This window comes from Corynebacterium gottingense (assembly GCF_007559235.1).
Taxonomy (GTDB): domain Bacteria; phylum Actinomycetota; class Actinomycetes; order Mycobacteriales; family Mycobacteriaceae; genus Corynebacterium; species Corynebacterium gottingense.
Map to the genome: position 1 here is coordinate 135472 of NZ_VMHH01000002.1, position 21497 is coordinate 156968.

The window sequence follows — 21497 nt, forward strand, 5'->3', positions numbered from 1 at the left end:
CGTGTCGCTCGGCGTCATCGTCCTCGCTGGCGGCAGGTCCACGCGCATGGGCGCGGAGAAGGCGCAGATCAAACTCGACGGCCAGCGGCTCGTCGACCACGTCATTGCGACGCTTCCCCACGGTGCAGAGGTCGTGGTGGTGTCCCCATTCCCGCTGGGACTGCACGGCGTCAGCCAGGTCGCGGAGGATCCGCCCTTCGGCGGCCCCGTCGCGGGGATTGCCGCGGGTCTGGGCGCGCTCGAGACCGACCTCGTCGGAGTGCTCGCCGTGGACGCTCCCCGGTCCGGCGCGCTGCTGCCTCGCTTGGTGCGCACCCTCATCGACGAGGAGACCGACGTCGCTGCGGTCGAAGCCGAAGACGGCTACTTGCAGCCGTTGTGCGCCGTTTGGCACCGCACAGCGCTGCTCCGGGCACTCGAGCGCGCGGGTGCAAGCGGCGTCGCCGCAAAGCGGCTTTTCGACGCCCCCACGCAGGTGACGCGCGTACCCGGCGACGGCCGCGAGCAGGACTACGACACCCCAGAGGAACTGGGCGCCCTTGGGGTGGTCGAATTCGGCCCCACTCATGCGTCCAACCAATCGTCGAAGCATTCGCCGTAATCTGGCAGTTCCGCGATGACGCGGGCATCGTCGTCGCGCAGCGGGGTGCGTCGGTCCCGCGAGACCCAACGCGCGCCGTCGGGACCGACGAAGTGGATGTCGTCGCCCTGCCGCAGAATTCGTAGTTCCCCGTCGGAGACCATAGAATGGCACGAACTGCACAGCGGGAGGAGGTTGTCCAGGTCGGTCAGCCCGCCATTGGCCCAGTCGTCGATGTGGTGCGCCTCGATGAAATGGTCATGCGTGCATCCGGGCATAGCGCATTGGCTTCCCCACATCGCGGAGAGCGCCTGCATCTGGGTTTTGCTCGCCAATCTGCGCTTTCTCCCGTAATTGATTATCAGCCCGTGGGTGTCCGCGAGCACGCCGCGCGCCTCTGCGTTCGCCGCGATGTTTGCCAGCCTGAACGCCGGCACCGAAGTGTTGTTGGGCAAATATCCCCGCCCCTGGGTGTCCATCATGATGGTCACCTGCGCCGCCGGGGCGAGCTTGGTCGACCTGGCCATCCCCGAGCGGACCAGCTGCACCATCCCCATCAGCGACGCGAGCAGCAGCCGCTGCGGAGGCAGCCCCGTCCCCGATTTCAGCAGGTCGGCCTGCGCGGCGTCCGGGAGGTCGGCGACCTTGTCCAGCGCCGCGTCCAGCTTGGCGTGGTCCAGCATGCCGTCCGTGTCCAGGTAGTCGCGCATGTCGCTCATCCCGGCGTGGTACGCCAGCGCCCCTGCTTTCAGCGCCGCTTTGAACTGCGCTCCGTCGACAGCGCTCATCGTGCCCCAGATTCGGGTCTTCTCCCCATCCTCCCTCAGCTGCAGTCCATTGGCGGAGTGCGTGGATCCGCCCGAATCGTTCTCCACACTGCCCGCCAGCGCCTGCTTGAGTCCGTGGTAACCCAGCTCAACCGCCTGCTCAACAAGCACCGCCTCGTTGTCCGGCGTGATGTACTTCAGGACAAGCCTGACCGTCGAATAATCAAGCTCCCCACCAGCAAACGCCTCACGAAGCAGCTCGTACGGGCGCAGCTTGCGGGCAACATCAGCGTATTCGTAGGCGCGGGACTTCTTCATCCTGCAATAACGGATGAGCCACGCCGCGGTGCTGCGGCACCCGGTTTCGCCGGCGTAGTCCGCCTCATCAAACTGCCCTATCGCATCCAGCACCGCAGCGTGGCTCTGGCTCAGCGCGTGGCTCGCTTTCACTATCTCCGCCGAGAGCGCTTTGAGGCTCTTCGGCCGCTCCAAGGTGGTGGTCATTGTCCCGTCTCCAAATCATCGATCTCATGTTTGTGCGAACAGTAACACCCCCACCGAACACGGAGTCCAAGGTATTCGAACATAGCAGGTAAAAGCACATACTCTGACCAAACATTCTCTCCTTAAAACCCGCCACATTTGCGCACACACATGCATTCGTTTTTCCGCCTGTGCGGAAAAACGGCCCTCCAAAATTTCCGCCTGTGCGGAAAATCGGCCTATCGCACCGCGCCGTTGCGCCCACCTCTGCGTGGTAGATTCTCTCCGTACAATTCGCCGCCACAAAGGAGCCGCCGTGCGCGCCGTTCACGCCGCCATTGCCGCGACCGCGCTCGCATCCCTGCTCGCCTCGTGCGCAAGCGACCCCGTTCCCGGCGGCAGCGAGGCGGTGGTCGTCCTCGGCGCGGCGTCGACAAGAGTCCTCAACGACGAGATGCGCACGCTTATCGACGCCCCACTCACCTTCAACAACGCAGGCTCCTCCACCCTCGTGCAGCAGCTGCGCGACGGCGCACCCGGAGACGTGCTCATCACCGCCGACCAGAAAAACATGGACGACGCGGTGCGCGCGGGCGTGGCGCGCGACCCCGAGGTCGTGGCGACGAATTCGATGGTGCTCGTAGTTCCGAAGGGAAACCCGGCGGGCGTGCGCAGCGTCGATGACTTGGAGCGCGGCGACGTGAACTTCGTCATGTGCGACGCCCAAGTCCCCTGTGGCACCGTGTCGCAGCAGCTTCTCAGCGCCAACTCGCTCAACGTTCACCCCGTCTCGCTGGAGCACAACGTGGCAGACACGCTGGGCAAAGTGGTCTCGGGCGAAGCCGACGCCGCGTTCGTGTACCGCACCGACGCGGCCGCGGCGGGCAGCGACGTGGACACCGTCGACATCCCGCACGCCGCCGAGTTCCCGAATTCCCTGGTCGCGGGCGTCGTCACGAGCTCCGAGCACCCGGGCGAGGCCGGCGAACTGGTGCACCGACTCCACAGCCCGCAGGCGCGCGAGATGTGGGAGCAGTCCGGCTTCACACCGGCGGCATGATGCGCGCTCGGCCGAACCCTCCCCCGCCAGCTGTTTCGGCGCTGGCGGCGGTCACGCTCGCGCTCATCGTCCTGCCCGTGTTTGCGCTCGGAGCGCACGTGCCGTGGGCCGACCTCGACGCCGTGCTCCGGACACCGGAAACGCACGAGCTGCTGCGGGTAACGGTTGCGTCGGCCACGCTTGCCACGGTCATCGCGGTCGCGCTCGGCACGCCGCTGGCGCTGTGGCTCCAACGGGTCCGCCGCGGGTCGTGGCTGGCGCGGCTCCTCGTCCTCCTGCCGCTGGCAATGCCGCCGGTGGTCGCGGGCCTTGCACTCTCGGCACTCATCGGTAGGCGGGGCCTCGCCGCCCCGCTCCTCGACGCGCTGCACTGGCAGTTCGCCTTCGCCTTCCCCGGCGTTGTCGCCGCTCACGTGTACGTTGCCCTGCCGTTCGTGGTTATCACGCTCGATTCCGCACTGCGACAGCTGGGTCAGGGGGTGGCCGCGTCCGCGGCGGCGGTCGGGATCCCGCCGGGACGGATCGTTCGCCGGATTATCCTGCCCGCCATCGCCCCGGCTCTCGTCACCGCCGCTGGGCTCGCGTTCGCCCGCTCGCTGGGGGAGTTCGGCACCACCCTCACCTTTGCCGGCTCCATGCCTGGCACCACACGAACCATGCCGCTGGGGATCTACCTGGCACGCGAGGTCGACCAGTCACTCGCATACGGGCTTTCCGCCATCCTGGTGGGGTTCGCGGTCCTCGCGCTTGTGACAACCGCCCTGCCAGCCGCGCTCGCGCAGTGGCGCGGCCGACGCCGGCCCCCGGAACAACCGCGGGAGACCGGCGCGATCGACGCCGCGACTCTCAGCCAGCTGACCCGCCCCGACGCGCGCGGCAGGGAAGTCCTTGCCGGGGCCACCCGCTTCCCCGCCAACGCCACAACGGCGCTCATCGGGCCGAATGGCGCGGGGAAGACGACGCTGGCCAGGGACGCTGCAAAGCAACGGGGCGTCGTGCTGCTCACACAAGACCCCGCACTGCCGCCGACCGCGACGCCGCGCACCGCGCTCGCTATGGTCACCCGCAGCGCCGAGCAGCTGCTGCGCGCGGCCGGGCTCGCATCGCTGGCAGACGTCCCCGTCCCCGCGCTGTCCGGCGGGCAGGCCGCCCAGGTCGCGCTGGTCCGCGCGCTCGCCGCCCGCCCCCGCGTGCTCATCCTCGATGAGCCGCTCGCCGCCATCGACACCGCCACCACCGCCCAGTGGCGCCGCCTGCTGCAGGCCACGGCCCGCGAACGCACCACGCTCGTGGTCACGCACGACGCCATCGACGTCGCAACGCTTGCGGACCACGTCGCCGTCATGCGCAGCGGCCGCGTAGTCAGCCTGCGCCCCGCCGCCGACGAGCTCGCCGCCCCCGCCACCGCATTTTCCGCCCGCCTACTGGGCATGAACCTGCTCGCGGACCTCAGCCTGCTCGAGGGGCCACCGCTTACCGACGCCACCGTGCCCCGCCCCCTCCGCGCCTCCTTCCCCCCGGACGCGCTCTCTTTGATTCGCGCCCCACAGCCTGCGGGCTCCCACCTGCTCCGCGGGCGGGTCAGCGCGATCGACCTCCTGCCGGGAGGCAGCGCCGCCGTTGAGCTGGCCGTGGGCGGGGACGCCGAGCACACCGAGTACACCGAGCACTACGTTTCGCTGCTCGTGGACCGCGACGCGGTGCTGCGCCAGGATCTCGCGCTCGGAACGCAGGTGACCTGCACGTTAGATGCCCGGAAGGTCAGGCTCATCCCGGCGGAACACGGGTGAAGTTTTTCCGCACGTGCGGAAAAACTTCACTACCCACCCGCGAACGGTGGAAGCACGTCGACGCGCGACGCGCCGGCCAGCAGCGTGGAAGGATCCGACCGGGTGCCGTCGACGAGGAACGTGCAGCGCGCCACGATGTCCGCGAGCGTCTGGCCGGAATCGGTGGTGCCGGTGTGGCGCGACGTGGCGTCGATAAGCAACTGCTCGAGCGTTGAGAACTCGCCGACGTCCTCGCACGGCGTGCCGGTGGCCGCGCGGGCGGCGGCGAAGTAGTGGATCTGCATGCTCACACGATACCTGCGGGCTGCGCCGTACGATGGCCCCATGAGCCGAACCCCCGAAGCACACGCCGCCGCGATCGCGGAGGCGCTCGGTGAACGCCGCACCGAGCTGACCACGCCGCTTGACGCTGCCGCGCGCGGGGCGTTGCTTGCCGGCGCCGTGGTGGCGCCGCGCGAGCAACCGCCTTTTACAAACTCGCAGATGGATGGGTACGCGGTGAATGAGGTGGGCGCTCGCGAGGCGGTAGTCGGCCCCACCGTTGCTGCGGGCGCGGACCCGGACGCCGCGTACCCGGTAGGGCTCGGCGCGCTGGCGGCGCCGGTGATGACGGGGGCGAAGCTGCCGCGCGGGACGCGGGCGGTCGTGCCTGTGGAGGCGTGCGCCCCGGGCGAGTTCGTCGGCGAGGGCAAACGCGTGCGCCTGCCGGCCACGGAGGAAGGCGCCTTCGTGCGGCGGGCGGGCTCCGACATCGCGGCGGGCGAGGAGCTCGCTCCGGCGGGCGCGCCGGTTACCCCGGCGCTCGTCGGCGCGCTGGCAAGCCAGGGCATCGGCGAGGTCGAGGTCGTGCGGGCGGCGCGGATTGTCATCGTCACCGGGGGCGCCGAAGTCACCGCAAGTCCTGTCGGCCCCGCGACGATCCCCGACGCAAACGGGCCGATGCTGCGGGCGTTGGCGGCGCGGTACGGCATCGGGGTCGCAGCGCACGTGCGCACCAGCGATGATCCGGACGAGCTGGAGGCGCAGGTGCGGGAGGCAATCGCGGAGCACGCGCCGGACGCGGTGGTCACCTCCGGCGGGATCAGCCACGGCAAATTCGAGGTGGTCCGCCAGGTCTTCCGCCAGGGCTGGTACGGGCACGTGGCACAGCAACCGGGAGGTCCGCAAGGACTCAGTCGCTTCGCCGAGACGCCCGTGATCAGCCTGCCCGGCAACCCGATCTCCACGCTGGTCAGCTTCCGCACCTACGTCGCGCCGCTGCTCGGGCGCGCGCCCGAGCCGATTCTGGCGCCGCTTGCTTGCGACGTCGCGGGGTTGGAGAGCAAGGAGCAGTTCTTGCGTGGCGCGGTCGAGCACGGGGCGCTTCGGCCGATCGGCGGCCCCGCATCGCACCTCCTCGCGCAGGGGGCGCAGGCGACGCACCTCATCCGGATTCCCGCGGGTGCCACCCTGCGGGCCGGCGAGCTCGCCGCCGCGTACCCGCTGTAGTGCCCGGCGGTACGATGGGGACGCTATGAGAAACGCAGAGGTCATCGTCGCATCCACGCGGGCGTCGCAAGGCATCTACCAGGATAAATCCGGGCCGATCGCGGTGGAATTCCTGCGCAGAATAGGCCTGCGCACCCCGGACGCCACCGTGGTCGCGGACGCCGACATCGACGCCGCTGTGCGCGACGCCATCGCCCGCCGGCCCAGCGTCGTCCTCACCTCCGGCGGTACCGGCGTCAGCCCCGACGACCGCACGATCGAGGCCGTCGCCGCGCTTGTGGACCGCGAGCTCCCGGGGATCGCGCACGCCTTCTACCAGCAAGGTCTCGCCTCCACCCCGACCGCGATCCTCTCGCGCACCGTCGCCGGTATCACCCAGCGCGGCACCTTCATCATGGCCCTGCCCGGGTCGCGCGGCGGCGTGCAGGACGGGTGCGCGGTGCTCGCCCCGATCCTGCCCCACCTCCTCGACCAGCTGGAAGGCAACCATGCACACTAGCCGCCCCGACCCCGACTACGTCGCCGCGCAGACCGGCCAGGTCATCGGCGCCGTCATCACGGACCAACCGCTCGAACTGCTCGCGCAGCAGGCCACCACCGACACACTCACCGACGCGATGGGCGCGCTCGTCCGCTTCGACGGGATTGTCCGCGACCACGACGGCGGCCAGCGCGTGCGCACCCTCGCCTACGAGGCCCACCCCAGCGCCATTGATGAGCTGCGGCGCGTCGCCGCGGAGGTCGCGGCCGCCCACCCGATCCGCCTCTTTACCGCACACCGCACGGGCGAGGTGCCCATCGGCCAGCTCGCCTTCCTCGTCCTCGCCGCAAGTGCGCACCGCGGCGCTGCCTTCGACGCGTGCGAGGCAACCGCCGACCGCGTCAAGTCCGAGGTGCCGATCTGGAAACGGCAGGTCATGGCCAGCGGCGAAACTCAGTGGGTGGGCATCGATGGATAGCCGCTACCTGCGCCAAACCGCGCTCATCGGCGAGGCCTCCCAGCAGAAACTCCGCGGCGCGCGCATCGCCGTCGTCGGCGCGGGCGGCCTCGGCTCCCCCGCCCTCCTCTACCTCGCCGGCGCGGGCGTCGGGAGCATCGTGCTTATCGACGACGACGCGGTCGCCCTCTCCAACCTGCACCGCCAAGTCATCCACACCACCGACAGCGTCGGCGACGCCAAAGTGCTCTCCGCCATGGACGCGCTCGAGGCCCTCAACCCCGACACGGAGGTCGACCCAGTCCGCACGCGCCTGACGTGGGACAACGCCGTGGCGCGGCTCGCCGGCGCGGACATGGTCCTCGACGGCTCCGACAACTTTGACACCCGCCACGTCATCTCCCACGCGGCGGCACGTCTGGGCATCCCGCACATCTGGGGCTCCATCCTCGGTGTCGAGGCGCAGCTCTCCGTCTTCTGGGCCGGCCACGGCCCCGTCTACGAGGACCTCTTCCCCGCCCCGCCACCTCCCGGCTCGGTCCCGTCGTGCTCGCAGGCGGGCGTGCTCGGACCGCTCGTCGGCGTCGTCGGCTCAGCGATGGCGATGGAGGCGCTCAAGCTCGCCACCGGTATGGGCACGCCGCTCGTGGGCACGCTCGGCTACTTCGACGGCCTCGCCGGCACCTGGGAATACGTCCCGCTCAACGCGGACCCAGCCGTGACCGAGCGCGTCCGCGAGCTTGACCCACCGCACGGGCCCGCGGAAGTAGGCAGCATACCGCCGGGGGCAGTGCTTATCGACGTCCGCGAGCCCGCCGAATACGCCACCCACCACATCCGGGGCGCGATCAACGTGCCGCTGGGCAAGGTCCTCGACGGCTACACCCCGCCGGAGTTAGAAGGCGGCGGGGTGCTCATCTGTGCCTCGGGCGCCCGCTCCGCGCGGGCGGTCGCCGCGCTCGAGGCTCGCGGCGTGCGCGGGGTGGCGAGCCTACGCGGCGGGATGGACGGCCTGCGGCGCTAGGTGCTCGCCCCTAGTCGCTCGTCAGCTCGGCCTTCACTGGGCCGGCGACCTCGAGATCCAGCACGCGCAGGCCGGCGGCGCGGGCCTCGTCCAGGATCGCCTCGTCGACGGGCTCAGTGCACAGCACCATCGCGGTCGGGCCGGCGCCGGAGAGGTACGCGGCATAGCCGCGGTTGCGCAGGCGGTTGACCCACTCCGCCGTCACCGGGAGTACGTCGGACCGGTAGGGCTGGTGCAGGCGGTCGCGGGTGCCCTCCCAGAGCAGCTCCGGGTGGTTCTGGATGGCCACCGTCATCACCGCGGTGCGCGACACGTTGAAGCGCGCGTCGGTGTGCGTGACGTGGCTGGGCAGCACCTTGCGCACCGCGTTGGTGGAGGCGTGGAAGTCCGGCACCAGCGCGTACGCCCGGATCCGCGGGTCGACGTCTACGCCCACCGCCCGGTACTCGGGCAGGGAACGCCCGTCCACCGGGATTTCCGTCCAGGACACGACTGCCGCGCCGAGTACGGACGCGCCGGCGTTGTCGGGGTGCCCCTCGAATTCGCTGGACAGCTGGACGATCTCGTCGGTGCTCAGCGGACCGCCCGCGAGCGTGTTCGCGGCGACAACGCCCGCCACCGCGGCGGCCGCGGAGGACCCGAGGCCGCGCGACTGCGGGATGTTGTTGTTGCAGGTCACTTTCAGTCCCGGCGCCTCGACGTCAGCCGCCTTGAGCCCGGAGCGGATCGCCTTGACCACCAGGTGGGAGTTGTCGCGCGGCAGCTCGTCGGCGCCCTCGCCAAAGATCTGTACGTCCAGCCCGGACGCGGTGACCTCGACCTCCACCGTGTCGTAGATGCTCACTGCGATGCCCAGGGTGTCAAACCCCGGGCCCAGGTTTGCGGAGGAACCTGGGACGGTCACGGTGGCCTTGAGGCCTACTTGCAGGTCGGTGGGCATTGCGTTCCTTTCCTGCCTTAGGAGTCGAGACGGATGACGGAGTTAACCGCCTGGACGGCGTCGTGCTCAGAGAGCCGCTGCACAATCGCGCGCAGGTCCTTCTCCAGCGCCTTGTGGGTGACCACAATCAGGTGGGCTTCGTTCCCGGACTCTTCCTGGCGCACCGCGGAGAGCGAAACGCCGTCGTCGGCAAAGTGCCGAGCGAGGTCGGCCAGCACGCCGACGCGGTCGGAGACCGTCATGTTGATGTGGTAGCGCGTGGGGACCTCGTCGAAGGCCACGACGTCGTAGTCGGCGTAGGGGTTCTCCGCGGGGGCGCGGCCGCCGTGCACCTTGTTGCGGGCGGCGCCGACCAGGTCGCCGAGCACCGCCGACGCGGTAGGAGCACCGCCGGCGCCGTTGCCGTAGAACATGAGGCGGCCGGCCGCCTCCGCCTCCACGAAGATGGCGTTGTAGGACTTATCCACCGTGGCCAGCGGGTGCTCGTTGGGCACCAGGGTCGGGTGGACGCGGGCGTTGACGGCGGTGGTGTTGCCTGCATCGTCGTACAGCCGCTCGCAGATGGCCAGCAGCTTGATCGTCTGGTTCGACTTCTTCGCCGCCGCGATGTCATCCGCAGTGATCTTGGAGATCCCCTCGCAGTACACATCATCAAAGGTCACGCGGGTGTGGAAGCCCATGGACGCAAGGATCGCGGCTTTCGACGCCGCGTCGTGGCCCTCCACATCCGCGGTCGGGTCGGCCTCGGCGTAGCCCAGGCGGGTCGCCTCCGCCAGCGCGTCCTCGTAGCTCGCGCCAGTCGACGCCATCGCGTCCAGGATGAAGTTGGTGGTGCCGTTGACGATGCCGGAGATCCGCTCCACCTTGTCGCCAGCCAGCGAGCGGCGCAGCATGCCAACCACGGGGATGGCCGCGGCGACGGCCGCCTCGTAGTAGAGGTCCACGCCGGCCTCGTTAGCGGCGTCCGCCAGCTCGGAGCCGTGCGCCGCCACCAGCGCCTTGTTAGCGGTCACGACGGACTTCCCCGCGTGCAGCGCCTTGAGCACCAGCTCGCGCGGGTAATCGATGCCGCCGATCAGCTCCACGACGACGTCGACGTCGTCGCGCGTGACCAGCTCGGAGGCATCGTCGGTGAGGTACACGTCCTGGACTTCCGGCGCGTCCTTGTGCTTGTCCAGGTTGGACACGGCGACGCCACGGACCTCGAGCGGACCGCCGACGCGCTGCTCCAGGCTGTCAGAAAACTCCTTGAGCAGGTGCAGCACCTCGGTGCCCACGGTGCCCTTGCCCAGCACGGCCACGCCCACGGCGTGCCCAATCCCCTTGCCCGGGTAGTTGCCGTTGTGGCCTTCGGCGCTTGCGACGGTCATGCGTGTTCCCTCTCCTCAAGTAACGGGTCTGCGTACCCGGCACAGTGTACCGCTTGGTCTACTTTTTCGGGGCCGGGTACCGGGGTTAATATTCGCGGGCCAAAATGTCCTCGACCGTTTCGCGCCTGACCATGGGTTTTACCTGCCCCGCGCGCACGGCAACCACGGCCGGGCGCCCGAAGGAGTTGTAGTTCGAGCTCATGGAGTAGCAATACGCGCCCGTCGCCGCGATGGCGATGAGGTCGTCGGACGCAATGTCGTCGGGCCACGCGGCGTTTTCCACCAGGATGTCGCCAGACTCGCAATGCGAGCCGACCAGGCGCGTCGGCACCGGGGTGCCTTCGGTGAAGCGGTTGGCCACGCGGGCGTCGTAAAGCGATGCGTAGAGCGCTGGCCTGATGTTATCGCTCATGCCGCCGTCGACCGCGATGTAGCGGCGCGTTGCGGTGTACGAGGTGTGGACGTCCTTGACGATGCCGGCGCGGTACACCGTTACCGTGGACGGGCCCGCGATGGCGCGGCCGGGCTCGACCACCACCGTGGGGGCCTCGATGCCCAGGTCGTCGGCAACGTGCTGGACCTCGCGCAGGAGGTCCTTCGCCACCGCCACGACGTCCAGCGGCTCTTCGCCGTTCATGTACGCAATGCCGTAGCCGCCGCCCAGGTCGAGGAACTTGAGCGCGACGCCCTGTTCCTTCCAGATCTGGGCGTAGAGGCCAAGGACGCGCTGGGCGGCGAGCTTGAAGCCCTCCGCGTCGAAGACCTGGGAGCCTACGTGGCAGTGCAGGCCGGTGAGCTCCAGGTGCGGCGAGCGGATCGCGGCGACCGCGGCCTCATACGCCGAGCCGGAGGCGAGCGACAGGCCGAACTTCTGGTCCTCGTGGCTGGTGGCGATAAACTCGTGCGTGTGCGCGTCCACGCCCGGCTTGGCGCGGACGAAGACGTCCTGCACCTTGCCACACTCTTCCGCCAGCGCCGCGAGTTCGGTGAGCTCCTGTCGGGAGTCGATCACCACGTGGCCCACGCCGGCGTCCAGGCACAGGCGCAGGAAGCTGGCGGACTTGTTGTTGCCGTGGACCGTGATCCGCTCCGGCGGGAAATCGGCGGCCAGCGCGATGCGCAGCTCGTTCTCGCTCGCTACGTCAAGGGCCAGGCCTTCTTCGTCGACCCAGCGGGCGATGTGGCGGGTCAAAAACGCCTTCGACGCGTAGTGCACGTTGCGGGCGGAGCCGAACGCCTCTGCCATGTCGCGGCACCGCGAACGGAAATCGTCCTCGTCCACCACCATGACGGGCGTGCCGTACTCCGCGGCGATCTCGGGCAGTGGCACACCCGCGATGGTGATCACGCCATCCTCCTGGCGCGCCGCGTTGCGGGGCCAGACGTGCGCGGGGAGCTCGTTAAACTGCTGCGCAGACGGGGTTTCTACAGCGTTATCCATGGTGCGCCAGTCCCCCTACATCCGCTCCGGGGCGGACACGCCGACCATGCGCAGCGCGTTTGCCAGCACCTGGCGGGTGGCCAGAGACAGCGCGAAGCGCGCGCCGTGGATCGGGGCGGTGTCCTCGCCGGACTTCGGCAGGACCTGGCAGGAGTCGTAGAACTTGTGGAAGGAGCTCGCCAACTCCTCGGCGTAGCGGGCAATGCGGTGCGGCTCGCGCAGCTCGGCGGCGGCCTTAACCACTGCCGGGAACTCGCCGAGCGTGCGGATCAGGTCGCCCTCCTTCTCGTGCGTGAGCAGCGCGAAGTCCGCGCCCTCGGCGCTCACGCCGGCGTCCTGCGCGTTGCGTGCCAGCGAGCACAGGCGCGCGTGGCCGTACTGCACGTAGTAGACCGGGTTGTCGCTGGACTGCTTCGTCCACAGGTCCAGGTCGATGTCCAAGCTGGAGTCGACGGAAGAGCGGACCAACGAGTAGCGCGCGCCGTCCACACCGATGGCGTCCACAAGGTCATCCAGCGTGATGATCGTGCCCGCGCGCTTGGACATCTTCACCGGTTTGCCGTCGCGCACCAGGTTCACCATCTGGCCGATGAGCACCTCGACGGCCTCCGGGTTGTAGCCCAGCGCCTGCGCTGCGGCCCGCAGTCGCGCGATGTAGCCGTGGTGGTCCGCGCCGAGCATGTAGATGGCCAGGTCGTGGCCGCGATCAAACTTGTCCGCCACGTAGGCAATATCGCCCGCAATGTAGGCGGCGTTGCCGTCGGACTTCAGCACCACGCGGTCTTTGTCGTCGCCGAAGTCGCTCGAGCGCAGCCACCAGGCCCCCTCGGCCTCGTAGAGGTTGCCGTTGTCCTTCAGCGTCTGGATCGCCTTGTCCACCGCGCCCGACTCGAACAGTGAATTCTCGTGGAAGAACACGTCGAAGTCCACTCCGAACTCGTGCAGCGACTCCTTGATCTGTGCAAACATCATCTCCACGCCAGCCGCGCGGAAGTTTTCCTGCACCTGCGCGTCATCGCCGTCGAGCGCATCGGCATGCTTATCGACGACAGCGCCCGCAATCTCCTTGATGTAGTCCCCGCCGTAACCGTCCTCGGGGGTCGGCTCCCCCTTCGCCGCGGCCACGAGTGAGCGGGCAAAACGGTCGATCTGCCCGCCGTGGTCGTTGAAGTAGTACTCGCGGGTCACCTCAGCGCCGGAGGCCTCCAGTACGCGCCCCAGCGAGTCGCCGACGGCAGCCCAGCGGGTGCCGCCCAGGTGGATCGGGCCGGTCGGGTTTGCGGAGACGAACTCGAGGTTGATCTTCTCGCCTGCGTACAGGGTCGAGCCGCCGAAGCCCTCTCCCGCGTCCAGGATCTGGCCAACCAGCTGCCCCTGCGCGGCGGATGCCAGGCGCAGGTTGAGGAAACCGGGGCCCGCGACCTCGGCGGTGTCCACTGCATCGTCCGACGACAGCGCCTCGGCCAGCCAGGTGGCGAGCTCGCGCGGGTTGGTCCCCGCCTTCTTGGCCACCTGCAGCGCGATGTTGGTGGCGTAGTCGCCGTGCTCCGGGTTGCGCGGGCGCTCCACGGTGACGTTGTCCGGCACCACGGATGCGTCGAGGTCGTGCTGCTTGAGCACGGAAACGGTCGTCGTCCTGATGAGCTGAGAAAGGTCTGCTGGCGTCATGGGGTGCAAGTCTAATTCACCCCTACCGCATTCTCTCCATGGCCCGCGTGCGCACCACGTTTCCCGGTTCGCATGGTGGTACCTCCTCCCCCGTCTGGCCGCCTTTTATACCCCCGTCTCCGGCGTCGCCCCAGCTCAAAATAGTTTCGCGTTAAATGTACTTTTCTCAAAATTCTCCTGCGAATACGTTTACTCGCGTGTCATAATTCCGTGAGAATGTCGGCGCACACACAGGGGACCGCCCCGCGTGGCATTTCATACATTTCCTTCCAACCAAGGAGCGCAAACATGGACCAGTTCCAGGTCTTCACCGACGCAGTCGGGGGCAGCGTCGGCCTTTCCGCATTGGTGTCGGCGATCCCGCTGCTCACCTTCTTCATCATGCTGCTGGGTGTGAAAGCCAGCGCGCACCTCTCCGGCCTCGTCGCCCTCGTCGCCGCCCTGCTGGTCGCCATCTTTGGCTTCAACATGCCCGCGGGAATGGCCATCTCCTCCGCCTTCCGCGGCGGCCTGTTCGGCCTGCTCCCCATCGTCTTTGTCATCATGGCGGCGATCTGGTTCTACCAAATCACGGTCGCCTCGGGCCGCTTCGAAGATTTGCGCCTCGTGTTTGACAAGATGGGCCACGGTGACGTGCGCATCCAGGCCATGCTCATCGCGTTCTGCTTCGGCGGACTGCTCGAGGCCCTCGCAGGCTTCGGCGCCCCCGTCGCCATTACCGCGACCATGATTCTCGCCCTGGGCATCAAGCCGCTGCGCGCGGCAACGATCGTGCTGATTGCCAACACCGCACCGGTTGCGTTCGGCGCCGTCGCCATCCCGATTACCACCGCCGGCGAGGTCGGTGGCCGCACCCTCGAGCAGACCGAGAACATCGCCGCCATCGTTGGCCACCAGACCCCGTTCCTGGCGTTCTTCGTCCCCTTCATCATCGCAGGCATTATCGACGGCATGCGCGGCGTCCGCGAGACCGCACCCGCAGCCCTGGTCATCGGCCTCTCCTTCGGTATCGCGCAGTGGTTCACCTCGAACTTCTTCGCCTACCAGCTCACTGACGTCGTCGCCTGCATCGTCGCGCTCGGCGCAGCCTTCCTGCTGCTCCGCTTCTGGCAGCCGAAGGGCATCGCCGAGATGCGCGAACGCCTTGAGCTCCCGCGCTCGGAGAACCCCGACGAGGTCGAGCTGCCCGGCAATCGCATCTGGATGGCACTCATGCCCTACGCCGTCGTCGTGGTCATCTTCGGCCTGGCCAACCTGGGCTCCACCATCCCCGAGCGGCTGAGCTCCTTCAAGGTCACCTTCCCCTGGCCGGGCCTGCCGCAGGGCTCGCTTCTCGACGCCAACGGCGCCGACGTCAAGGCCGACTACTCCTTTGCCTACCTCAACAACCCGGGCACGCTGCTGGTCATCTCCGGCCTCATCGTCGCCCTGGCCTACATCATGTTCAACGAGAACGGCCGCTACTCGCTGACCTGGGGCCAGGTGGGCAAGGAGCTGACGGACACCATGTACCGCATGCGCTGGTCCGCCGCCACCATCGTGCTCGTTCTTGCACTCGCCTACGTGATGAACTACTCCGGCCAGACGGTGACCATCGGCGAGTTCTTTGCCAACCTGGGTGGGTTCTTCGCCTTTGCTGCCCCCATATTGGGTTGGGTGGGTGTCGCCGTCACCGGTTCCGACACTTCCGCCAACGCACTCTTTGCCAAACTGCAAGTCACAGCGGCTGATCAGCTGAATCTCAACCCGGATCTCATGCTCGCCGCCAACACCACCGGTGGTGTTGTGGGTAAAATGGTGTCGCCGCAGTCGCTCGCAATCGCTGCAACAGCGGTAGATATGGAGGGCAAGGAATCGGAGATCTTCAAGAAGGTTGTCGGCTACTCGTTTATCTTCTTGCTCGCGGTCTGCGTGATGGTCTTCCTGCAGACCAATATTCTCAGCTTCCTGGCACCTGCCGTATAATGCACCCGCCCGGCTGTCGGATGAACCGGCAGTAGCAATTTTTCTAAGGAGTCCACTTTGCGAGTAGCACTGTTTTCTACTTGTATCGGCGACGCTCTGTTCCCGGACGCACACAAGGCAACCGCCCTTGTGCTGTCCCGTCTGGGCTACGAGGTCGTCTTCCCAGAAGGTCAAACGTGTTGCGGCCAGATGCACGTCAACACCGGATACCAGAAGGAAGCCGTCCCGATCGTCGAGTCTTACGTCGACGCATTCGCCGACCCGTCCATTGACTACGTCGTCGCACCTTCCGGCTCCTGCGCTGGCGCTGTCCGCGAGCAGCACGTCTTCCTGGCCGACCGCTACGGCAGCTCTGCGCTGATTGACGGCGCGAAGAAGGCCTCCAAGAAGACCTACGAGCTCTCCGAGTTCCTCATCGACGTCGCAGGGACCGAGGACGTCGGAGCGTTCTTCCCCCACCGCGTCACCTACCACGAGTCCTGCCACTCCCGCCGCTTCCTGGAAGTTGGCGATCGTCCTTACAAGCTGCTGCGCGCAGTCGAGGGCCTCGAGCTGGTGGAGCTGCCCAACCGCGAGGAGTGCTGCGGCTTTGGCGGCACCTTCGCGGTGAAGATGTCTGAGGTGTCCGCCGCGATGGTCTCTGACAAGACCCGCCACATCAAGGAGACCCAGGCCGAGTTCGTCACCGCCGGTGACTCCTCCTGCCTCATGAACATCGCCGGCTCCATGAGCCGCCAGCACTCGGGCGTCCGCGCCCTGCACATGGCCGAGATCCTCGCCTCCACGAAGGAGCACCCGTGGACTCCCAAGTCGGCCGCTTACTCGAAGGAGACCATGCTGTGAAAGTTGCACTTGGCAAACCCCAGATGCCGCCCCACGCGGCTGGCCCCAACCACCTGCGTGGCACCGAGAAGTTCCAGAAGGCTGCGCACCACGAGCTGGACAACGTCACCAAGCGCCGCAACCTGAACTACGCCACCACCGCGATTCGCGTGAAGCGCCAGGAGGTTGTCGACGAGCTGGATGACTGGCAGGAGCTGCGCACCGCAGGTTCCACCATCAAGCAGGACGTCGGCGCGCGCCTGCCGGAGCTGCTCGAGGAGTTCGAGCGCAACGTGACCGCCCGCGGCGGCCACATCCACTGGGCGCGCGACGCCGCCGAGGCCAACGACATCATCGAGGGTCTCATCCGCGAAACCGGCGAGACCGACGTGGTCAAGATCAAGTCCATGGCCACCCAGGAGATCGCCCTCAACGAGGAGCTGGAAAAGCGCGGCATCACCGCGCAGGAGACCGACCTTGCGGAGCTGATCGTGCAGCTCGGCGAGGACTTCCCCTCCCACATCCTGGTGCCGGCGATTCACCGTAACCGCGCTGAGATCCGAAACATCTTCGTCGATAAGATGCCCAACACGGACGAGTCCCTCACTTCGGACCCGGCCGAACTGGCAGAGGCTGCCCGCCAGTACCTGCGCGAGCAGTTCATGAAGGCGAAGGTCGCCATCTCCGGCGTGAACTTTGGCGTTGCCGAGACCGGCACCGTCTCCATCGTGGAGTCCGAGGGCAACGGCCGCATGTGCCTGACCATGCCGGAGACCCTGATCTCCGTCATGGGCATTGAGAAGCTCGTGCCAAAGTTCCAGGACCTGGAGGTCTTCCTGCAGCTCCTGCCGCGCTCCTCCACCGGTGAGCGCATGAACCCGTACACCTCGCTCTGGTCCGGCGTGACCGAGGGCGACGGCCCGCAGAACTTCCACATCGTGCTGCTGGACAATGGCCGCACCGCGGCGTTGTCCAACGAGATCGGCCGCGAGGCCCTCAAGTGCATCCGCTGCTCGGCCTGCCTGAACGTCTGCCCGGTCTACGAGCGCGCTGGCGGCCACTCCTACGGCTCCACCTACCCGGGGCCGATCGGTGCCATCCTCACCCCGCAGCTGACCGGCATGGAGGACCTGGATGATCCGAACTCTTCCCTGCCGTACGCGTCGTCCCTGTGTGGCCGCTGCAACGAGGTCTGCCCGGTGAAGATCCCGATCACGGACATCCTGCTGGAGATGCGCCACCAGAAGGTGGAGCAGCACCGTCCGTTCATGGAGTCCAAGGCCTTCGGCCTCATCGGCACCATGTGGGGCAACCCGAAGCTGTGGGACAAGGCAGTGCGCATGGTCGCGCTCGGCCGCATCCTCGGCGGCTTCAAGGGCGAGATCTCGTCCATGCCGGCGCCGCTGTCCGGATGGACGGAGTACCGCGACGTGGCCGTGCCGCCGAAGAAGTCCTTCCGCCAGTGGTGGGAGACGGACGAGGCGCGCGACCTGCTCGCCGCCGAGCGCAAGCGCGGCGTCCCGGGGCGCGACTCCGAGTCGCAGGCCACCAACTTTGTCGACCCGAACACCGGAGAGGATAAGTAAGCATGGCACCGAACGTTTCCTCCCGTAACGAGGACGCAAAGAAGGAGATTCTCAAGCGCGTCCGCGATGCGCAGCAGCTCTCCGAGGCCCCGTCCCACGTCGAGGCAGTGCGCGAGTACCGCACCACCTCCGATCACACCCCGGAGCAGCTCCGTGAGATCCTCATCGACCGCCTGCTGGACTACAAGGCCAGCGTCGTTGAGACGTCTGAGGCGGACCTCGCGTCCAACATTGCCAAGATCCTCGCCGAGCGCGGCGCGAAGGACATCGTCTACGCCCCGGGCCTGGACGCCTCCCTGTTCGCTGAGTTCGACGGCGAAGCCCGCGCGGACGACCCCGCGTCCGACCCGCGCCAGCTTGGCGACATCGGCGCCGCAGTGACCGACTCCCAGGTCACCTCCGCGCAGACGGGTTCCATCGTGCTCGAGTCCGGCGACCTCTGCGGCCGCCGCGCGCTCTCGCTCGTGCCCGACCGCCACGTGGTCATCGTCCGCCCGGACTCGCTGGTCTACGGCGTCCCGGAGATGATGAGCCGCATTAACCCGGAGAAGCCGGCCACCATGATTTCCGGTGGCTCCGCAACCTCCGACATCGAGTTGGTCCGCGTCGAGGGCGTGCACGGCCCCCGCGACCTGATCGTGATGGTCGTTCACTAGAACGCCAGGACCGCTGAGGCTTCGCCCTCCAGCGGTCTCCACACACACAGAACGGCCGGTACCTTTCGGTACCGGCCGTTCTGCTGTCATTGTTTCCCGTGTCACGCCTCCTCAAAGGCGCACAATCATCATGCGACACCACCCCCGCAAATCCGTGAAAACTCCCTGGCCCATTCCATAGACGTGCTTAGGAAATTCCGGACTCCGTCGCATTCGCTTGTCGACGCCACCGACCAGGCCGATTACTCCCCCGCCCACTCCAAGTGCTACCCTTTACCGTATTGCTTTTCCACGCACGTATGCGCTGGTGAAGCACTGTCTCCGTAGCTCAGTGGATGAGAGCATCGGTTTCCGGTACCGAAGGTCGCAGGTTCGAATCCTGTCGGGGACACGCTGTGAAGTGGGGCTTTCACGAAACTAATTCAATCTTTTCACGAAACCTCCTGCCGGCCGAAGGAAAACGGCCGCGAACACAAAAGTGACCCGCTCCGTTCGTTCGGAGGGGTCATTTTTCTTTGTCTGAACGCCGTTTTGGGCCTAATTTCGGCACTCAGCCACGACCTCTAGGCCACGGGCTTCGTCCTCGTTGTTTTGAGGACCAGCCGGTGGCCTTGGTCGGGCTATGCCGCAAGCGGTGGCGCATTGGGGAAAGCGTCGGTGCCAGTCTCGTCGCGCCCTCGGGTCTTGCGCCCGTCCGGAGGGGTCGTGGGAGGCGTGGGCTTCTTCGGGAAGCGCCAGCGCGACTCTGCCGAGAGCAGACCAATGTTGGCTGCGACGGCGGACATGACAGCCGAAATGGCCTGTGCTGCCCAGCCACGCATAAGTCGCATAGTGGGGTCGCCGTGTCCCTGGTGGCGGGAAGACTTCACACGGTCGTTGCGCGACTCAATGGTGTTTCGGCGGTGGTACTGCTTCAAAGGGAATCATTACGACGCATATCAAGAACAACTGGGCTGACAGCATCAGAATCTGGGGCAATGCAGCCACCCACGAGATCCAGTCGGTCAAAGAATCGACCGCGGATAAGGCCATAAAGTTCACCGAGCAGGTTCTCCTGCTGTCGTTTGAATACCCGGGCGCGGCCAAAGCGGAGAACGAGAGCGAAACCGACGAGGCAGGTGAAAGTTCTTCCCACAGGCCAGTCCCACGCACGTCTGGTAACCCGCCCCGCTAACCGCTGCGCAACCTGTTCCGACCGGCGACAATAAACCCATGCCAGCCGCGAAAGAACTCACCCCGCGCCAACGCACCGTCCTGCAATGGGTCGTCGACGGGTGCCCTACCGACCCTGAGGTGCCTTCGACGTACAAAACCACCGCCCGCACGCTCGAAGGCCACGAACTCGTCAAGGTCAAAGGCCACGGCAAGACCTGGCAAGCAACAGTCACCGAGCGCGGCAAGCGGGTGTTAGCAGGGAAAGAACCGCTCCGGAGACCGAAACGAAAGCGCGGTACGGCATCCGAGACGGTGGTCGCCTCGCCGACCTATGCCCGGCCAGAGTCACCACCTGCGAGCGAAGTAGCACTCGACGCGCGCGTGACCGACCTGCTCGAAGACTTGGTCGCCTCTCAGCGCGGGTGGGTCGTCAGGCGCGTAGAAAACCGCGACGTGGCGAAAACCGACTGGGACCCCGTAGAAAAGTGGGTCAAAGGACCGCGGAAAGACCTTGTTCCGAAAGGCAAGGAGTTCAAGCTCGAATGGCGCTCCGACTCATGGCACTTCGACTCTCCCGTGACGGTGACCGCTGCGTTGCTCGACACGGACGAGTGGGTGTCACCAGACCCAGGACCTGTCCTGCGGGGAGAAGTTGAAGTCCGCAAATTCCACCCGGCTATCAACCGGCTTCTGCGAACCTCTAAGTGGTACAGCGCAGAGACGAAGCAGCGCGCGAAGTTGCTTTTGCACGTCGTTGTCACCGAGGCACAAGCCCGCGGGTGGAGCGTGACGGCCCACAACACCGAGGATCACAACGGCAAGAAAGTACTGGAGAAAGTCACACTCGACACCGACCACCGCTCGTATGAGGTGTGGGTCAGCGAGCGTGAAAACAGCGTCGAGCGGCCGCCGACGAAAAAGGAAGTCAAAGCCTACGAAGACTCGCTGCGCTGGTCGTACAACAAGGGCAAAGAAATGCCGAAGTACTACGTCAAAGAAGGCACAGGCCTGGTGTCTCTCACTGTCGGTTTCACCAGACGCAACGACACCCCTGCGAAGCCGACGCGGCTAAATTCGGTGCTCGGAGACTTCTTTGCCGACGTCCACCTTAGGGAGCAGTGGTACGCAGTGGTGGAAGAGCGAGACCGAATTGAGGCTGAGCGCCGGCAGCGCCGACTCGAAAAGGCAACGGAGCTCGCCCGTGCTCACCACAGGGAGGGTGAGCGTCACAAAGTGCTTCTCCAGCGCGTGGAGGCCTGGAAAGAGCGGCAGGCAATTGAGAAGTACCTCGAAGCGCTCGAAGGCGTTCCAGAAGCCGAAGAATGGCTCAATTGGTGCAAGGAAAGGCTGTCCAAGACTTGCGCTCTAGGTGAGACCGACTTGCCTATGGCCGTCCCGTTTGACGAGCACGAGAACCGAGGACTTATTGCGGTGTTCGAGCAGCGGTTGCCGGAGGACGAAAGTCAGTGGTGACGCTGGTCTGTCGCGAGGGCTGGGTTCCGTGGCAGGAGTCGTGGCGGGGTGTGTAAGGAAGCGGCGGAAAACGTGTAAGCGGCGGAGCTAAAGGTTGGGGAGTTTACTGAATGTCCCAGAAGAAAACATGAAGTCTCGAGACATCGTTCCTACGGTGTCCCGAGATTTTCGTTTTGGGGTTTCCCGGGGGTGGGTGAGTTCGTTGTGCGTCTTGTTGTAGTAGATGGACAGTAGTGGCGCGTGCACTCAGAGACTGTGGGTTCGTTCAACTGGTGGCGCGATTTTTGCAGC

19 protein-coding genes and 1 tRNA gene are annotated in these 21497 nt (G+C 66.8%); 13 read left to right on the forward strand and 7 right to left on the reverse strand.

Annotated features, from left to right (window positions below):
- Position 1 precedes the first annotated feature (1 nt).
- Complete coding sequence (gene mobA / locus FPH17_RS03340) at positions 2-601, forward strand: molybdenum cofactor guanylyltransferase (RefSeq protein WP_280114035.1); 600 nt, start codon at positions 2-4, stop codon at positions 599-601.
- Here the strand turns inward: mobA and FPH17_RS03345 are convergent.
- On the reverse strand, positions 565-1851 hold the full coding sequence (locus FPH17_RS03345) for an HNH endonuclease signature motif containing protein (protein WP_154878689.1): 1287 nt from the start codon (positions 1849-1851) through the stop codon (positions 565-567). The genes mobA and FPH17_RS03345 overlap by 37 nt on opposite strands.
- Positions 1852-2146: 295 nt before the next feature.
- Between FPH17_RS03345 and modA the strand changes: the two genes are divergently transcribed.
- The gene (gene modA, locus FPH17_RS03350) at positions 2147-2890 is read left to right on the forward strand and encodes a molybdate ABC transporter substrate-binding protein (protein ID WP_244288049.1); all 744 of its coding nucleotides are present in this window, start codon (positions 2147-2149) and stop codon (positions 2888-2890) included.
- Complete coding sequence (locus FPH17_RS03355) at positions 2857-4680, forward strand: ATP-binding cassette domain-containing protein (protein ID WP_244288050.1); 1824 nt, start codon at positions 2857-2859, stop codon at positions 4678-4680. Before modA ends, FPH17_RS03355 begins: the two co-directional genes overlap by 34 nt.
- Before the next feature lie 29 nt (positions 4681-4709).
- Here the strand turns inward: FPH17_RS03355 and FPH17_RS03360 are convergent, their stop codons facing one another.
- Positions 4710-4964, reverse strand: coding sequence for a MoaD/ThiS family protein (locus tag FPH17_RS03360; protein WP_095535066.1), 255 nt, complete (start codon positions 4962-4964; stop codon positions 4710-4712).
- Positions 4965-5004: 40 nt separating this feature from the next.
- On the opposite strand from FPH17_RS03360, the gene FPH17_RS03365 reads away from it, so the two are divergent.
- From FPH17_RS03365 to FPH17_RS03380, 4 genes are read left to right on the forward strand one after another with little or no spacing between them, the layout of a single operon-like run.
- The gene (locus FPH17_RS03365) at positions 5005-6168 is read left to right on the forward strand and encodes a molybdopterin molybdotransferase MoeA (RefSeq protein ID WP_154878690.1); all 1164 of its coding nucleotides are present in this window, start codon (positions 5005-5007) and stop codon (positions 6166-6168) included.
- Between the two features lie 25 nt (positions 6169-6193).
- Positions 6194-6667 carry a MogA/MoaB family molybdenum cofactor biosynthesis protein gene (locus FPH17_RS03370; RefSeq protein ID WP_095535067.1) on the forward strand — a complete coding sequence of 158 codons (474 nt, stop codon included), beginning with the start codon at positions 6194-6196 and terminating at the stop codon, positions 6665-6667.
- Complete coding sequence (locus FPH17_RS03375) at positions 6657-7127, forward strand: molybdenum cofactor biosynthesis protein MoaE (protein WP_154878691.1); 471 nt, start codon at positions 6657-6659, stop codon at positions 7125-7127. The genes FPH17_RS03370 and FPH17_RS03375 overlap by 11 nt, the downstream gene beginning before the upstream one ends.
- Positions 7120-8130: a ThiF family adenylyltransferase gene (locus FPH17_RS03380; RefSeq protein WP_154878692.1), complete on the forward strand. Its 1011-nt coding sequence runs from the start codon at positions 7120-7122 to the stop codon at positions 8128-8130. The genes FPH17_RS03375 and FPH17_RS03380 overlap by 8 nt, the downstream gene beginning before the upstream one ends.
- Positions 8131-8140: 10 nt before the next feature.
- Here FPH17_RS03380 and thrB read toward each other — a convergent pair whose 3' ends face one another.
- The 4 genes from thrB to argS form a co-directional block, all read right to left on the reverse strand.
- Entirely contained in the window at positions 8141-9070 is a 930-nt protein-coding gene (gene thrB / locus FPH17_RS03385) for a homoserine kinase (protein WP_095275963.1), read from the reverse strand.
- A 17-nt stretch (positions 9071-9087) separates the two neighbouring features.
- A complete protein-coding gene (locus tag FPH17_RS03390; protein ID WP_154878693.1) occupies positions 9088-10440 on the reverse strand; it encodes a homoserine dehydrogenase in 1353 nt (450 codons plus the stop codon).
- A gap of 85 nt (positions 10441-10525) precedes the next feature.
- Positions 10526-11881 (reverse strand): diaminopimelate decarboxylase, encoded by a 1356-nt coding sequence (lysA, locus tag FPH17_RS03395; RefSeq protein WP_154878694.1) that lies wholly within the window; start codon positions 11879-11881, stop codon positions 10526-10528.
- Positions 11882-11896: 15 nt separating this feature from the next.
- Positions 11897-13549: an arginine--tRNA ligase gene (gene argS, locus FPH17_RS03400; protein WP_154878695.1), complete on the reverse strand. Its 1653-nt coding sequence runs from the start codon at positions 13547-13549 to the stop codon at positions 11897-11899.
- Between the two features lie 288 nt (positions 13550-13837).
- Here argS and FPH17_RS03405 point away from each other — a divergent pair, with 288 nt between their 5' ends.
- The 5 genes from FPH17_RS03405 to FPH17_RS03425 all read left to right on the forward strand — a co-directional run bounded on the left by FPH17_RS03405 (position 13838) and on the right by FPH17_RS03425 (position 18969).
- Complete coding sequence (locus FPH17_RS03405) at positions 13838-15514, forward strand: L-lactate permease (RefSeq protein ID WP_154878696.1); 1677 nt, start codon at positions 13838-13840, stop codon at positions 15512-15514.
- Positions 15515-15571: 57 nt separating this feature from the next.
- Entirely contained in the window at positions 15572-16357 is a 786-nt protein-coding gene (locus FPH17_RS03410; protein ID WP_095535074.1) for a (Fe-S)-binding protein, read from the forward strand.
- Positions 16354-17922, forward strand: coding sequence for a LutB/LldF family L-lactate oxidation iron-sulfur protein (locus tag FPH17_RS03415; RefSeq protein ID WP_203085483.1), 1569 nt, complete (start codon positions 16354-16356; stop codon positions 17920-17922). The genes FPH17_RS03410 and FPH17_RS03415 overlap by 4 nt, the downstream gene beginning before the upstream one ends.
- Before the next feature lie 2 nt (positions 17923-17924).
- Positions 17925-18578 carry a LutC/YkgG family protein gene (locus FPH17_RS03420; protein ID WP_154878697.1) on the forward strand — a complete coding sequence of 218 codons (654 nt, stop codon included), beginning with the start codon at positions 17925-17927 and terminating at the stop codon, positions 18576-18578.
- 317 nt (positions 18579-18895) lie between these two features.
- A tRNA-Arg gene (locus FPH17_RS03425) sits at positions 18896-18969 on the forward strand.
- A gap of 229 nt (positions 18970-19198) precedes the next feature.
- Here FPH17_RS03425 and FPH17_RS03435 read toward each other — a convergent pair.
- On the reverse strand, positions 19199-19399 hold the full coding sequence (locus FPH17_RS03435; RefSeq protein WP_167496764.1) for a hypothetical protein: 201 nt from the start codon (positions 19397-19399) through the stop codon (positions 19199-19201).
- Positions 19400-19871: 472 nt separating this feature from the next.
- On the opposite strand from FPH17_RS03435, the gene FPH17_RS03445 reads away from it, so the two are divergent.
- Positions 19872-21206 carry a hypothetical protein gene (locus tag FPH17_RS03445; RefSeq protein WP_154878699.1) on the forward strand — a complete coding sequence of 445 codons (1335 nt, stop codon included), beginning with the start codon at positions 19872-19874 and terminating at the stop codon, positions 21204-21206.
- Positions 21207-21497 lie beyond the last annotated feature (291 nt).

What these genes read in the sequence shown, in the direction of transcription:
- FPH17_RS03345 (WP_154878689.1), bottom strand. Translation starts at nt 1,851, where the DNA reads ATGACCACCACCTTGGAGCGGCCGAAGAGCCTCAAAGCGCTCTCGGCG.
- FPH17_RS03360 (WP_095535066.1), bottom strand. Translation starts at nt 4,964, where the DNA reads ATGCAGATCCACTACTTCGCCGCCGCCCGCGCGGCCACCGGCACGCCG.
- FPH17_RS03365 (WP_154878690.1), top strand. Translation starts at nt 5,005, where the DNA reads ATGAGCCGAACCCCCGAAGCACACGCCGCCGCGATCGCGGAGGCGCTC.
- FPH17_RS03370 (WP_095535067.1), top strand. Translation starts at nt 6,194, where the DNA reads ATGAGAAACGCAGAGGTCATCGTCGCATCCACGCGGGCGTCGCAAGGC.
- FPH17_RS03375 (WP_154878691.1), top strand. Translation starts at nt 6,657, where the DNA reads ATGCACACTAGCCGCCCCGACCCCGACTACGTCGCCGCGCAGACCGGC.
- FPH17_RS03380 (WP_154878692.1), top strand. Translation starts at nt 7,120, where the DNA reads ATGGATAGCCGCTACCTGCGCCAAACCGCGCTCATCGGCGAGGCCTCC.
- thrB (WP_095275963.1), bottom strand. Translation starts at nt 9,070, where the DNA reads ATGCCCACCGACCTGCAAGTAGGCCTCAAGGCCACCGTGACCGTCCCA.
- FPH17_RS03390 (WP_154878693.1), bottom strand. Translation starts at nt 10,440, where the DNA reads ATGACCGTCGCAAGCGCCGAAGGCCACAACGGCAACTACCCGGGCAAG.
- lysA (WP_154878694.1), bottom strand. Translation starts at nt 11,881, where the DNA reads ATGGATAACGCTGTAGAAACCCCGTCTGCGCAGCAGTTTAACGAGCTC.
- argS (WP_154878695.1), bottom strand. Translation starts at nt 13,549, where the DNA reads ATGACGCCAGCAGACCTTTCTCAGCTCATCAGGACGACGACCGTTTCC.
- FPH17_RS03405 (WP_154878696.1), top strand. Translation starts at nt 13,838, where the DNA reads ATGGACCAGTTCCAGGTCTTCACCGACGCAGTCGGGGGCAGCGTCGGC.
- FPH17_RS03420 (WP_154878697.1), top strand. Translation starts at nt 17,925, where the DNA reads ATGGCACCGAACGTTTCCTCCCGTAACGAGGACGCAAAGAAGGAGATT.
- FPH17_RS03435 (WP_167496764.1), bottom strand. Translation starts at nt 19,399, where the DNA reads ATGCGTGGCTGGGCAGCACAGGCCATTTCGGCTGTCATGTCCGCCGTC.